This window comes from Paenibacillus sp. MT124, assembly GCF_058792755.1.
The window spans coordinates 5,242,304-5,255,834 of sequence record NZ_CM179500.1; the positions used below are offsets into that span (position 1 = coordinate 5,242,304).

The window sequence follows — 13,531 nt, forward strand, 5'->3', positions numbered from 1 at the left end:
GTTAGCCCCAGGTTCCGCATTAGAGTTGGCATTACAGGAACAACTAACCCATAAGCAGCCATAGCAAGAAATATATTAACCATGAGTAAAGCTAAGGCTCCCTTGTTTCTAAACAAAAGATTCATTTATCATCTCTCCACTCGAATAACCAAACTTATGATCATAATGTCAGTGCGTAAAGCTAACATCTGTATACTGAACGTTCGTTATAAATTAACATGAAGCTCAGACTCTCTCTTAAACCAAACAACGAACTATACCTCTTATTTCAAAGAACCTTGCAGCCGAGCATACGCTCGACTGTTAGATTCTTAATTGAGCTATACCTTTAATTTATTTGGACGATCGTCCGATATTTTGCAAAAAAAAAAAATCTATCATGTTACTTCTATGACATTTCCTTAAATACACTTATTCACTTTTATCCCAATTGACGCTTAGTCCTTCTCCAAAGAACGCAAAATCTTCAGTATTCTCCAAAGTGAGATTATCTAATATTGAAGCACTATGAAATACTTTTGCCGCTCTATCCTTACGATCGGTTTCATAATAATGAAATGCGTCATCATAATCATGATCTCTAAGCAACTTAGACAAATAAAGTGCGTCTTCTAATCCTAGGGTAGTACCCATTCCTGCATTCGGATCTGCCGTATGAAGTGCATCGCCAATTAGTACAACTCTGCCGTATGAGTAATGCTTCATTAGATCAATTTTAAACAACTGCTTAGGTATGAAGTTATCCGTGTTTTCAATTAATTGTTTAATTGGAGCTTCCCAGTCTGAGAACTGATTGGCCAAGTCTGATCTAAAGGCTTCTATTGGCTTTTCTTCAAAGTGTTTCTTAGAGACCTTTTTTTCCTCGTTAACAATCATTGACCATGAAATTTCATTATCTGTCGGATGGTGTTTGGATATAAATAAATTGAAATTTTCGTGAAAATAAATTAGCGAAGTTTCGGAATCAAAAAACTCTCTATGCTCGTTAAGCTTGTCAAGGCCAACTAAGCCGTACACTCCCCATTTGCCAGCATACTTTAGTGGATAGTTAGGGAACGGGAATAAAATGGACCTTGTTTTAGAACGTACTCCGTCCGCTCCAACAAGTAATGTACCTTTAGCTTCTGTTCCATCCTCAAAGAAAACCTGAATATGATCATCACCCTCAGTGAATGATTTTAGTCTTTTTCCAAAATTAATTTCTATTCCTTGTTCAATAGATTTCTGATAAAGGATATCAATTAAATGGAAACGGGCAATGTTGATTAAATGAGGCATCTCCTCCTTTTCCCCATCCATTTCCATGTCTTCAAATATAGAGTTACCTTCTTTATCCATTACTTTAATGTCAGTCATCTGATGACTATTGGCCTTTAATACTTCGCCTAACCCTAATTCCTCCAAAACTTGAACCCCACTTGGATGAATCACAAAGTTTCCACCTGCATTACCATACTTCGTCGCTTGTTCATAAACTACACTCTCGATATTAGCCCTTTTCAAGAATAGCGCCATCGCTAATCCAGCTATTCCCCCACCAATAATAATTATTTTCTTAGTCATTTCAAAACCACCCCTTTCAGAAATATTTATTCGAATTATCGTCCGAATAATACTAAAAAAATAAGGATCTGTTTCATCCTATGCAATCATTATAAATTTATTCGGACGATCAGTCAATTAACATGTCGCATAGTTGATTCTTTTAAGCTACAATAGAATAAAAACACTGGAGGAATTATGAGCAGACCAACAGGTGTGAATAGTGAGGATACGAAACAATTCATTGTGGATGTAGCAACGAAAATATTTGAACAAAAAGGCTATAGTGTTACATCTATGGCCGATATAAAAAATGAAACAAACTTAAGTAAAGGGACAATTTATTACCATTTTAAAAATAAAGAGGAACTGTATCTTTACTGTATTCAACAAGTATCTAACGAATTTATTCGAAATTGGGACATTACATCGAAAACTGAGCGTTCCGCTGAGAAAAAGTTATATATTTGGGCGAACTTAAATAGTATTATGCTGCAAAAGCCGATTATGAATACCATTCAAGAATATTTCGTTTCAACAAATAAAAACAATTATGACGCTGTACTTAAACTGTATGAACCCGAATTTCAGATTGTTAGCCGAATTTTAGAGGAAGGTATAAATCATGGGGAATTCAAGGGAGATTTGCATATTGATGATGTATCGGTACTTTTATATAATTTTATCACATCATTAGCAAATGTAGAATTGTTTGGCTACCATTCAAGTCAGGAACAGAAAAATTTATACAAGCTAGCCATTGATTTAATCTTACCTGGGCTGAAAGAATAAATAAATGTTATTGAAGCCTCCCCAACATATTCTCAAGCTGTTACATGAAGTATTGATCTACATTCGTCTTGTCCCCTTTGCTGAAAGACCAAGAATCAGGATCTTGTCTCCCCTGAGAGCAAGATCCTGATTCTTGGTCTTTTTCCCTATTTACTAAGAAGGCCAAATGAAGCGAGCTACTTAATGTTTGGAGACTTATCTTCGAATTCTTCAATAGATACTGCACAAAAAAGATGAATGCGGTATCCGATCTTGTTTGGCAAGGAGCTTGATTATCAGGATACACATAATTATTTGACCGATCGTCCGAATAAAGTTATACTTTGAGAAACAAATTTTTTTCGCACTTAATCGGACGAATATCCGATTGTTTTGGAAGGAATGTTGAGTCACAAAATGGACCTGTCCTATTTAATTGTCATCCAAATCTTACTTTGAGCGATATAAATCATATAAAAAATATGAAAAAGAAAAATGAGCCAATAATAACCAATTGAGAAACGATTATAAGGAGCAGTGATTTTTGTGACTTCACTTTTAAGGAATAGAGTTTTTAAAATTGTGTTGATCGCTGATTTATTACAGCAAGCAGGTATCTGGATCCGTAACATGTCCTTGCTCTTTTATATAATGGATCAATCCAATAACAATCCGACAGCTGTTTCTTTGCTTACAGCTTTAGAGTATTTACCAATTTTCATTTTCTCATTAATAGGTGGTACTTTTGCTGACAGATGGGAACCAAAAAGAACGGTGATATTTGGTGATTCTTTAAGTGCTTTATCTATGTTATTGATTTTACTATTAATATCTCTGGGTATATGGCAAGCAGTGTTTGCCGCAACAGTCATTTCAGCTATCGTGAGTCAATTTTCCCAGCCTTCTTCGTCCGTCCTTCTAAAGAGACATATTCCTTCTGAAGACGTTGGAACGGCTGTTGGAATAAACCAAAGTTTATTGGCTTTGTTCACCATATTTGGTCCAGTCTTCGGAACATTTGTATACACTCAGTTGGGGATTAGATCTGCTGTTATTGCTCTATTCATTATCTTTGCTTTAGCTGCAGCAATTCAATTATTCTTACCTTCGTCGAATAGGGAGAAAAGTCAAGAAAAGAACACTGCAATAACTGATATAAAAAGTGGGTTTAAGTATGTTCTTGGCCATGTAAATCTAAAACTCATTGCTATCATGTTTGCGGTAAGTGGAATTGCAATGGGTATAACACAACCTCTCGATGTCTTTGTAACAATGGAGAGATTAGGTTTACCTAAGGAAAGTGTTCAATGGTTTGCTGCTTCAGAAGGAGTAGGAATGCTCTTTGGAGGTATCTTAGCTGCGGCAATTTCATCAAAAATAATAAGGTACAGGCGTGCGGTATTAACAGTTACAATGATCATTTGGTCAATGATAACATTGATCGAGGTATTATCAACTTGGCCGACATTAACCGTTATAGCAAGGGTACTGTCAGGGGTGGCAACAGCTTTTTTCCAGGTCGTTTTTAGTGCGATGATGATTAAAGAAATTAAGGAAGACTACATCGGAAGAACGAATGGAATCGTACTACCACTTTTGATGGGGGGAATGTTGTTAGGAAGTACTTTGTCTGGTATTATTGTAAATCAAATTGAATTATTCGGTGCATATTTTATTGCATCTGTCCTAACCCTCTCATGTGTAGTTTTCACTTTACGTTTAAGAACAGATTATATGAATGTGAATGACAAGCATCATAATTAAAATATAATAACTACACTCTACTGCCCATTTGTGAAACAGAACAAAAGCAGCTGATCACGTAACAGCACCCCATTTTAAAGACAAGACTCAGAAATGGAGGTGCAGTTCCCATAATACGTTGATCGGCTGCTTCGTTATTTTTATTGAATTATCGTTCAACTATAGTAAGTAGTTTAGAATGAGATCCACCGATAACACTGGTTAAATGACTTGCCTATAGAGTTATCTCCGTCGTTACCCGGGTAGTAGAGCATAGATTTGTCTGATTATGCTTTTTAAAGCCCTAATATGACTTGGTTAAATCAAGTAATGGATATGTCTAATTATGTCTAGTTCATTGAAGATACACTTTCGAAGCAATCAACGTTTGTTGATCAATTGCTTTCATTTATTCAACTAACCTGTCCGTTTGTTGAATAAGATCCCCAGTTTTTGACTTTGTAGACGCTGTAGAATAAATCTCGGGCAGACCAAGGGAGGAAAGGATGACCATCAGCCTGCCGAGTCATTCACTTTGACGAAGTTCATCCATAATTGTTGTTTAATCTCTTTAAAATAAGGTCTACAATTTCAGTTGTTTTTAAGTGATCCGTAATTAAATGCTCTTGATAAATTTCCCTCCTAAAAGCTTCGACACAAGTAGCTGTCCGTTGGAACGACCATCCCCCTACCTTGTCACCGCGCTTGACTAATCTGTTATAAATGGTGTCCTCTGAAGCTATCAAACAAAAATGATACAGTTCTTCATCCAATTCTTTAAATCCATTGTAAATGTAATTGAAGTTCTCTTCTTTATATAGGGTCATAGGCACAATTAAGTGTTTTTGATACTTCCTCTTTACCTCCCCCGCCACATTTACAGTCAAGGTTTTCCAAAGCTCAATGTCCTGGAAGTCATCAGTTTGTTCGTGGGTATGCCTCACTTCTTCAGGTACAATTTTCCAAGTCATAAGTCCAATATTTTCAGGATCAAATATCATACTATTGGCAATTAAGGGTTGAAGCATATGAGCTGTGGAGGTCTTACCAGAACCAAACGCCCCATTAATCATGATAATCACGTAATCACTCCTCTGGTAATATAGCCTTCCTAGAACATCATTGTACTTCATTGGTTTTTGTCCAAAATAGTGCAATTTTTATGCATCATCTTTACATGTTAATCTGGTCATTTCCACGTTAAACTGCTCGTTAAATAAATAAATAAATAAATAAATAAATAAATAAAAGCAGCTGATCATTACGATCACCTGCTTTTATTTATCTATCGTTTCTACGTTAGCATAATGACTTACTGTGATACGGTTCACCGTACTGTCCCTAACCGCTAAGTTTAATGGTCATCTACCCAGATAGCCTTTGGGTTATAAGTTACAAATTTTAAAACGGTTACTCCGATAACGGGACGATAGCATCAATGAGAACAAGTTGTAGGAAACGAACGCGTTTACGAAATGGTTTGTAAAATGCGAATGATTTCTTTTTCGATAACCGAATCGTCTACAGTATCCAGATATTCAGGACTAATCACTTGATACTGTTTCATTCTATAAAACTCCATAACGGCTTGTTTCAAGGTCAGATCATACCATTGAATACTAAAGGTCGGTTCCATAATGCGCCGAAGCGTCGCATCATCTTGAACCAAGGACAGCTCAGCGTGCATTCTGTTAAAAATCTTCTTATCCATACCGGATTGAAAAAAAGATTGTAAATTTTTAATTCTATTTTGTTGAGCAACGGAAATTTTTTCAAAAAGTCGTGGATAAAACTCCTTGAGGTCTTGCAGGAACAAATCGGATAAATAAATAACACCTATTAACGATTCTAGAAACGTATTTTGAAATCGATCAATATATGAAACGGAATCATCATATACAACGGTGTCAGCCTGCTGCAAATACTGAATTCCATACTCTACAACCTGTTCGATGATTTCATCTTTGGATGAAAAGTGCTTATAAAGCGTCACTTTACTAATATCCATATGTTTTGCGATATCGTCAATTTTTAGTTGGCTGAATCTGGTTCTTCTAATTACAGGTTTGATTTTATTTAGATATTGATCTGCGCTCACGGGTTTTCTCACGATTGAAGCCTCCTCTAATGCTCATCAAATCATATTATACCAAAATGGCTGTATCAATAAACAATATTTAATAAAATTATTAAGTTAACTAATTTAATTAAATTAGTTTACTTAGTAAATTTATCGTTGTATAATCTCTCTTGTAATGAATAGCCAATCGAGAAAGGGATAACGGTCTCCAAAGCGATATACATTTCTCGAGATCACATTATTTTAAAAGGAGAATACACAATGAAAATCACAGTTCTCGGCTCACTGGGCAATATCAACCGCAACTACCTGCCATCCCTAATCGCAGACGGCCACGATGTCACCGTCATCACAAGCTCCAAAGATCGTATCGCCGACATCGAATCGCTCGGTGCCAAACCAGCAGTCGGCTCAAACCTCGACGTCGAATTCCTCGCGCAGGCCTTCGCAGGTAGTGACGTTGTTTACCTCATGATTTCGGGCATCAATTATGCCTCTGGCACCGACATGTGGCAGACCGCTATTAATCTTGCTGAAAATTATAAGGCCGCTGTGCTAAAATCAGGTGTAAAAAATGTCGTCAACCTCAGCTCAGTCGGCGCCGACAACCCAAACGCCGGTATTCTCTACAGCTATCATTTTGCAGAAGACGCGCTAAACTCGCTTGAAAGCGTGAACGTTGTCCACATCCGGCCTGTCGGCTTTTACAGCAATCTTTTTGCCGACATGCAAAGCCTCAAAACCCAGCAAACCATCTTCAGCCCAATTTCAGTTGATATCCCACAAGGCTGGGTCAGCCCCGTTGATATTGCAGACGTCGTTTACGCCATGATTTCTCACACCCCAGCGGGTAAAAGCGCGAAGTTCATAGTTAGTGACTGGGCCACAGGCAACGACTGGCTCAACGCCCTTGCTGAGAAAGGTATCGAAGCCAAATACCAACAAATCCCCGTTGAGGCTCTTGCTGAGAATATGAAAAAAATCGGCTTCCACGAAAACACTGCCAACGGCTTTGCCCAAATGAACCGCGCCTGTGAGAACGCCGACGAGTTCTACGCCAGCCTTCGTGCAACTGACTATCACCTTGGTAAAGTCAAGGTCGGAGACTTTGCGAAGGTTTTTGCAGACGTATATAATAAATCTGTTTAAACAGTCCAGAATACTGTTAACCTGCAAATGAGAATGCGCCTAAGTGCGCTATTTTTCTTTCGATAACTTGACCCGGAGAATCTTGAGATGGCAGCCTGTTCATCCTGTTCTAATCTCAGACCTCGAATAAGGTTTTACTCTGACTTGGTTTTGACATATAAAGAACAGAGCTCGCTGAAGTGATAGCGAGCTCTGTTCTTTATTGATAAATGTGCACAAAAAACCCTTACCTGGGATAAGGTTCATATCGAATGACTTTAAAATAACCTGCCCGTTAGATTGAAGTTTAAAGTTACAGTATGACAATTAAATAGAAAAGAACTGCTAATACAAAACGATATAGAGCAAACCACTCCAATCGAAGTCGCTTGATCAATCTAATAAACGTTACTACCGCAATCATAGCCACAAGGAAGGATGTCATAAATCCAATTAACATCAGATACATATCGTCTAAATGAAGTAGATCGATGCTATCGTATAAGTCCAACAAGGTAGCACCAAACATAACAGGTACAGAAATAATGAATGTAAAATCTGCTGCAGCTTTTTGGCTAGTACCGAGCAAAAGGCCACCTGAAATCGTCGAACCTGATCTCGAAAAACCCGGCCACAAGGCCAGACATTGGAATAAGCCAATCCCAAAAGCCTGTTTGTAACTAATCCTATCCATTGTGTCAACCCTGGTAGTTCTCTTACTCCGTGCTGCGATGATCATTAACAAACCACCAGCAATTAAACCAAATAAGACAGGTGTAGGGCCGAATAATTGACTTTTTATAGTGTCCTTTAGTAGAAGATATACGATTAATGCTGGTAACATAGCCAAAATCATATGTATTACGTTTAATCCTTTACTTGCTGAAAAATCCATTTTAATTAAGTTTGTCCCAATCTCCATATACCTTTTCCAATAAAGAATTAGAACTGCCATCACCGCACCCAGCTGTATAACAATTTTAAAGGTTATTGCTGCGTCTCCCTCAAAGTCAAGTAGATTGCCTGCTAAAATAAGATGTCCAGTAGACGAAACTGGTAAGAATTCAGTTAACCCTTCTATTATCCCAAGTATGATTGCTTTTATTGGATCAGTCATAGAAGATATCCCCTTTACGAAATAAACTCGCTTAGCAAGTTCAAGTATAAGGGTGAATGACTATATATTCCCATCGATTAGCATAACAATATTCATTTCAGTGTGACATTATCGTCACATCATTTAATGGATATACAGATCATATTGATGAATCTTGTTCAACTATCCTGCCAAGGCACATATCACTTTATTTATGCAATACCCAAGCAAAAGACGCCGATGCTTCTGCACGGCGCCTTTCCTATTACTACATCTATAATAGAGCCTGCTTCTCCATCATCAATCCAGAGTCACTTCGTAGAACCAGAGACAGGTTATTTCAGCTCTGCATTGGTTGGACTCAGCGCCAGAATATGCCCGTCTCATCCCGTTCAACTTGTTCGAGCAAATCCTCAAAGTCGGGACAAGGCTCAATAACGTCTACAGCATTCCAGCTGCTATATTCATCCTGGGCGTATACCTTCCATTGTTTACCTTCCCAATGAAACCGGGCGATCGGCAGCACATCCCATTGATACCTTTCACCCGCTGGCCTTTCCTCCGTAAGAATGAGCTCGTCGTTATTCATCACATAGGTCAGCTTCACCATCGTGCGGAGAGGTGCAGGCACCTTGTCGTGGATGTACCCATTCATGAGTGACTGAATTCTTCGAATGGTAAACGAGTCAAGCATATCAGTTCACAGCCTTTCATCGCCAAAATGAATGTCCTCTGCGTTACCAGCTGGACTTGGTCACACCCGGAATCTGTCCCTGATGGGCCAGCTCGCGGAAGACAATTCGTGAAACCTTGAATTTGCGTAAATATCCTCTTGGACGTCCTGTCAGTTCGCAGCGATTTTTCAGTCTCGTTGGAGAGGCGTTACGCGGCAGCTTCTGCAACGCTTCGTAATCTCCTTTTTCCTTCAGCTCCCGGCGCAGCTCTGCGTACTTGGCTACCGTTGCCTGACGCTGTTTTTCACGTACGACTTTTGATTTTTTGGCCATCATTTACAGCTCCTCTACGATTTTTTTGAACATGTTACACCTTACAATCCAATTACAGAACCTTCATCCGATCAGACGGGTTCAACGGGCCACGGCAGCGGATTATCAAACCCTCCCCAGTCGGCTTGCATCTCCTCATCACTGAGCAGGCACTGGTCCAGCTCATCCTCAATCATGTGACGCTCCATCTCAATCCCGATCATCACCAGCTCGGTCTGGCGGTCTCCCCACTGGGCATCCCATTTGTCCAGGACATCCGGCTCGGTGCGAAAAATCAATTCCTTGTCCGCTTCCGGCAAGGCCGCGACCCAATGTCCGGCAGGTCCAAACTGAATGGAAGGCCCCGCCTGGCTCAGGCTTGCTGCTAGATCTCCTTCAGCCGCCAGCCAAACCAGGCCTTTGGCACGAACGACCTCTTCCGGCCAGTAGCTCATGAACTCAGCCAGACGTGCGGGATGGAATGGCTTCCTGCGACGGTACACGAAGGAGCCAATTCCGTACTCTTCCGTCTCGGGGGTGTGTGATTCTTTTTCCAGCTCCTGAATCCATCCGGCCGACATGCTCGCTTTTTCAAAATCAAAGAGACCGGTATTCAAAATCTCAGCAGGATTCACCTGTCCCTTCACGGTTCGAATAATCTTGGCATGGGGCTGAAGTTTACGGATGATACCTTCAAGCTTGTTCAACTCCACGTCATCGACCAGATCACATTTGTTCAGCAGCAGGACATCACACGTCTCAATCTGGTCAATCAGCAAATCCACCACGTCTCGGGTATCTTCCTCTCCTGCTGCCTGACTCCGATCCAGAAGGCTCTGTCCTGAGGCAAAATCATGCCAGAACCGGTTGGCATCCACCACCGTTACCAGGCAATCCAGCTTCGCCAGACGGGTCAGATCAATCCCCGATTCTTCATCGGCGTATGTAAAGGTCTGCGCTACCGGAACAGGCTCACTGATGCCCGTGGATTCAATCAGGATATAATCGAACCGGCCTTCGTTCACCAGTTTCTCGATCTCCTGCATCAGATCATCCCGTAGCGTGCAGCAGATGCAGCCATTGGATAGCTCAACCAGCTTCTCTTCGGTTCGGGACAACGTGGCTTCTCCCTTGACCAGCGCTGCGTCAATGTTCACCTCACTCATGTCATTCACAATGACGGCTACTTTAAGACCCTGGCGATTGTGCAGTACATGATTAAGCACTGTCGTTTTACCTGAACCAAGGTAACCGCTGAGGACCGTTACCGGAACTTGCTTTTGTGTCATTTCGATCTGCTCCTTATAGTGACAGCCAATAAGTCATCGGCCTTAATAGTAATTATTACGATTAACAACAATGACTATAATCCTGTTGGCTTCTCTTGTCAAATCATTTTTGTAAAAAAAAGACCTACGATCTGGTTCCGGCAGTTCACATCATCATGATGCGTCCCGAAAAATCCAGTCTGTAAGCCTTTAACTTTTGCATCCAAATAGCAGCCTAAGTCAGTCATCACGAGTTGTTAAAACCAGCACACAACAACGCATTGCCTGTATAGAGGGCTTCCTCAGTTTGCAGTAGAGAACCTTTCTCTATTTTCTGATTCCATCCGTTTTCTAAATATGACGACCAGCATCATGGCAACCAAGGAAAGTAACGTACAGATCGTAAACATCGTGGAATAGGAGCTGCTCTGAACAATCAAACCCATGGCGAGTCCGCCCAAGGAGAAGCCCAGATCGTAGGAGGACATAAATATGCCCATCAATACATACCTGGAATCGGCAGGGAGCACGAAGGACAGGTACGTCGTTAATGTGGGATACATGAGTGCCAGGGCAAAACCACTAAACACCGCAGACAAATACACCAGTGGACCAATGAGCTCCAGCAGCGCGAGCATCTGGGTTCCCAGAGCTGCACACAGCAGTAATCCGGCAATTAGCCAGGTATTCCAGCTGCCGTCGGAAGGTATTTTTTTGCGCAGCACAAATCGGCATAGAATAACAACCAGTCCCTGGATCGTTAAAAACACTCCGGCACTCGCAAGTCCCGTCGATACCATATACAGCGGAAGAAAGGTAGCGGTTGCTCCAAATACGCAGGAAGCAAACAGCATGACCACACTGCTGATCAACAGGGGCGTGCTGCGCCAAATACCACTAAAAGAACGTACCATATCCCTTAGCGTATATGACTTATTTTGTACCGTATTCCTTGGCAGATCCACGCGGTATCCGATCAGAAGCGGAAGTGCCGCCAAACCAATCATGAGGACCGTAAACCATATCTCGCGGGCACTTTCCCAGATTTGTATCGCCAGAATCGGAATGATAAGAGAGGGAACCATCGTAAAGAGTGTATACATGGATAGCCCCTGTGCGCGGTCCTTGTCTTCGAGCTTTTCCACAATGCCAGCCTGCATGGTCATGGAGAAAAACGCAGTCGCCACGCCTTGCAATGCCCGCAGCCAGAGGTATGCTTCCACATCACCAATCATGAAGAGCACCAGCGTTACGGCATGCAGAAGAAGCAGCCATTGCATGACCCGGAGGGGACCATGTTTCCCCAGAAGCTGTGCAGCCAGCGGCCTCAGAAGCATACACGTGAACATGTAAGCTCCCATCATGAGTCCAATTTCGGCCTGACTCAATCCTGCTGCCTCACTTCTCAGTGGAAGAATAATCGTTAAGGCCGAATTTGCGGCGAAAAATAAAAAAGCCAGCATATAAAACCGGATAAAGGAAAAAGAGACCGGATTTAATTTGCCATGATTGTTTGCAGAAGCATCCAAAAGTTTGTCCCCACTTTCTCACTATTGCCAGAACAGACAAGTCAAATAATCGTAATCATTATGATTAAAAGGACAATTTATCGTATACCGCTTGTCTTGTCAATGCTTGGTATGCGTACTTCCTATGCTAACAATGAAACAACAGAAAAAAGCCGACGCATTCCGCATCAGCCTTCCTGCTAGCTCATCGCTGACAATAGTCCCCTACGGTCATACGCAAAAATAATCATCAGTGCTCCAAGTACGGCACATATCAAATACATCCAGGAAAATGAAAACAGATCAGCAACCGGTCCCATAACGACACCCCCAAGTGAAACGCCCAAGTCCGCCGTTGCAATGAATAAACCAATGAGCACGTTGCGGTTCGTCTGTGGCAGGACAAAAGACAGATAGGTGGTCAGCGTTGGATATACGATTGCCTGCGCAATGCCCATGAGTCCCGCGCCCAGATAAAATAGGATTGCACCTGCCTGAATAGACAATCCTACGCACGCAGCAGCGAGTGTCAGCAGCAGCATCGTACCCATCATAAATGAAGAGTGCCATGTTCCGTCCGACGGGATTTTTTTTCTAAGCGCAATACGGGCAACCACGACGACCGCAGCCTGTATCATCAGGAACACTCCGGCATTTCCGTGATTCAATTGTGGAGCGTACAGCGGAATAAACGCAGTTATAGCACCGAACACAATCGACGAGATGAGCATAATGACACTGCATTTGAACAAAAACGGATTTCGGATCAGCTCCCCGAAGGAAGCCAGCATACCGAACTTCTGTCCAGTCTTATCCTGTGTTGTGTCAATCCCTGGTTCCTTCGTCTTGTCCATCCGGATACTGTAACCAAACAGCCCCGTTATCATGGCAATTCCAATCATGAAGATGGAGAAATAATCCATTCCGCCCGCATTCCACAGTCCCAGAGCAAGCACCGGCCCGGCTATGCCCGGAATATAGGAAAAGAGGGAATAGTATGAGATCCCCTGTGAACGATCCTTTTCTGGTAATGCATCAATGATGCCGATCTGGAGCGCCATGGAGAAAAAGGCGGTAGACACACCTTGTAGGGCTCGGGCTAAGAAATAGCCGCCCAATCCCGTAAAGGTATACAGGATTAGCGCCAGCCCATTCAGAATCAGAATGATTCGAAGTATCCTGATCGGGCCATGCTTTTGGATAATCTGACCTGCCCATGGCCTGAAAAACATCGTTGTGAACATGTACGCTCCCATGACGAGACCAATGACAGTGCTGCTTGCCCCCAATGATTCACCTCTTAGAGGGATGATGACATTGAGGATGGCGTTAGCGCTAAAGTATAAGAGCGTCAATAGATATAAACGTAGAAAAGGCCATGACAATGCTCCACTCACGGTGTGTTCTCC

12 protein-coding genes are annotated in these 13,531 nt (G+C 41.7%); 3 read left to right on the forward strand and 9 right to left on the reverse strand.

What is annotated here, in order from left to right; all coding sequences use genetic code 11:
• Positions 1–411: 411 nt before the first annotated feature.
• Positions 412–1,563 (reverse strand): FAD-dependent oxidoreductase, encoded by a 1,152-nt coding sequence (locus tag AC3RCI_RS23725; RefSeq protein ID WP_492526682.1) that lies wholly within the window; start codon positions 1,561–1,563, stop codon positions 412–414.
• 177 nt (positions 1,564–1,740) lie between these two features.
• Here AC3RCI_RS23725 and AC3RCI_RS23730 point away from each other — a divergent pair, with 177 nt between their 5' ends.
• Positions 1,741–2,334: a TetR/AcrR family transcriptional regulator gene (locus tag AC3RCI_RS23730; protein ID WP_110821555.1), complete on the forward strand. Its 594-nt coding sequence runs from the start codon at positions 1,741–1,743 to the stop codon at positions 2,332–2,334.
• Between the two features lie 525 nt (positions 2,335–2,859).
• Positions 2,860–4,077, forward strand: coding sequence for an MFS transporter (locus AC3RCI_RS23735; RefSeq protein ID WP_492526684.1), 1,218 nt, complete (start codon positions 2,860–2,862; stop codon positions 4,075–4,077).
• A gap of 524 nt (positions 4,078–4,601) precedes the next feature.
• On the opposite strand, the gene AC3RCI_RS23740 is transcribed toward AC3RCI_RS23735, so the two are convergent.
• Both AC3RCI_RS23740 and AC3RCI_RS23745 read right to left on the reverse strand, forming a co-directional pair.
• Positions 4,602–5,129 (reverse strand): tunicamycin resistance protein, encoded by a 528-nt coding sequence (locus tag AC3RCI_RS23740; protein WP_336783131.1) that lies wholly within the window; start codon positions 5,127–5,129, stop codon positions 4,602–4,604.
• Positions 5,130–5,524: 395 nt separating this feature from the next.
• A complete protein-coding gene (locus AC3RCI_RS23745) occupies positions 5,525–6,166 on the reverse strand; it encodes a TetR family transcriptional regulator (protein ID WP_154896354.1) in 642 nt (213 codons plus the stop codon).
• 231 nt (positions 6,167–6,397) lie between these two features.
• On the opposite strand from AC3RCI_RS23745, the gene AC3RCI_RS23750 reads away from it, so the two are divergent.
• Positions 6,398–7,285, forward strand: coding sequence for an NmrA family NAD(P)-binding protein (locus AC3RCI_RS23750; RefSeq protein ID WP_336782914.1), 888 nt, complete (start codon positions 6,398–6,400; stop codon positions 7,283–7,285).
• Positions 7,286–7,577: 292 nt separating this feature from the next.
• Here AC3RCI_RS23750 and AC3RCI_RS23755 read toward each other — a convergent pair whose 3' ends face one another.
• The 6 genes from AC3RCI_RS23755 to cntE (AC3RCI_RS23780) all read right to left on the reverse strand — a co-directional run bounded on the left by AC3RCI_RS23755 (position 7,578) and on the right by cntE (AC3RCI_RS23780) (position 13,519).
• Positions 7,578–8,381, reverse strand: coding sequence for an undecaprenyl-diphosphate phosphatase (locus tag AC3RCI_RS23755; RefSeq protein ID WP_492526685.1), 804 nt, complete (start codon positions 8,379–8,381; stop codon positions 7,578–7,580).
• A gap of 340 nt (positions 8,382–8,721) precedes the next feature.
• Complete coding sequence (locus tag AC3RCI_RS23760; RefSeq protein ID WP_492526687.1) at positions 8,722–9,054, reverse strand: DUF3024 domain-containing protein; 333 nt, start codon at positions 9,052–9,054, stop codon at positions 8,722–8,724.
• Between the two features lie 43 nt (positions 9,055–9,097).
• Positions 9,098–9,367 (reverse strand): 30S ribosomal protein S14, encoded by a 270-nt coding sequence (rpsN, locus tag AC3RCI_RS23765; protein ID WP_063566651.1) that lies wholly within the window; start codon positions 9,365–9,367, stop codon positions 9,098–9,100.
• A gap of 71 nt (positions 9,368–9,438) precedes the next feature.
• Positions 9,439–10,635, reverse strand: coding sequence for a GTP-binding protein (locus AC3RCI_RS23770; RefSeq protein ID WP_492526689.1), 1,197 nt, complete (start codon positions 10,633–10,635; stop codon positions 9,439–9,441).
• Between the two features lie 281 nt (positions 10,636–10,916).
• Positions 10,917–12,143 (reverse strand): staphylopine family metallophore export MFS transporter CntE, encoded by a 1,227-nt coding sequence (cntE, locus tag AC3RCI_RS23775; protein WP_492526691.1) that lies wholly within the window; start codon positions 12,141–12,143, stop codon positions 10,917–10,919.
• 179 nt (positions 12,144–12,322) lie between these two features.
• The gene (gene cntE, locus AC3RCI_RS23780; protein WP_492526693.1) at positions 12,323–13,519 is read right to left on the reverse strand and encodes a staphylopine family metallophore export MFS transporter CntE; all 1,197 of its coding nucleotides are present in this window, start codon (positions 13,517–13,519) and stop codon (positions 12,323–12,325) included.
• Between the last annotated feature and the right edge of the window lie 12 nt (positions 13,520–13,531).

Excerpts from the sequence above, each read along its gene's own strand:
- AC3RCI_RS23725 (WP_492526682.1), bottom strand. The coding sequence starts at position 1,563 with ATGACTAAGAAAATAATTATTATTGGTGGGGGAATAGCTGGATTAGCG.
- AC3RCI_RS23740 (WP_336783131.1), bottom strand. The coding sequence starts at position 5,129 with ATGATTAATGGGGCGTTTGGTTCTGGTAAGACCTCCACAGCTCATATG.
- AC3RCI_RS23750 (WP_336782914.1), top strand. The coding sequence starts at position 6,398 with ATGAAAATCACAGTTCTCGGCTCACTGGGCAATATCAACCGCAACTAC.
- AC3RCI_RS23730 (WP_110821555.1), top strand. The coding sequence starts at position 1,741 with ATGAGCAGACCAACAGGTGTGAATAGTGAGGATACGAAACAATTCATT.
- rpsN (WP_063566651.1), bottom strand. The coding sequence starts at position 9,367 with ATGGCCAAAAAATCAAAAGTCGTACGTGAAAAACAGCGTCAGGCAACG.
- AC3RCI_RS23760 (WP_492526687.1), bottom strand. The coding sequence starts at position 9,054 with ATGCTTGACTCGTTTACCATTCGAAGAATTCAGTCACTCATGAATGGG.
- AC3RCI_RS23755 (WP_492526685.1), bottom strand. The coding sequence starts at position 8,381 with ATGACTGATCCAATAAAAGCAATCATACTTGGGATAATAGAAGGGTTA.
- AC3RCI_RS23770 (WP_492526689.1), bottom strand. The coding sequence starts at position 10,635 with ATGACACAAAAGCAAGTTCCGGTAACGGTCCTCAGCGGTTACCTTGGT.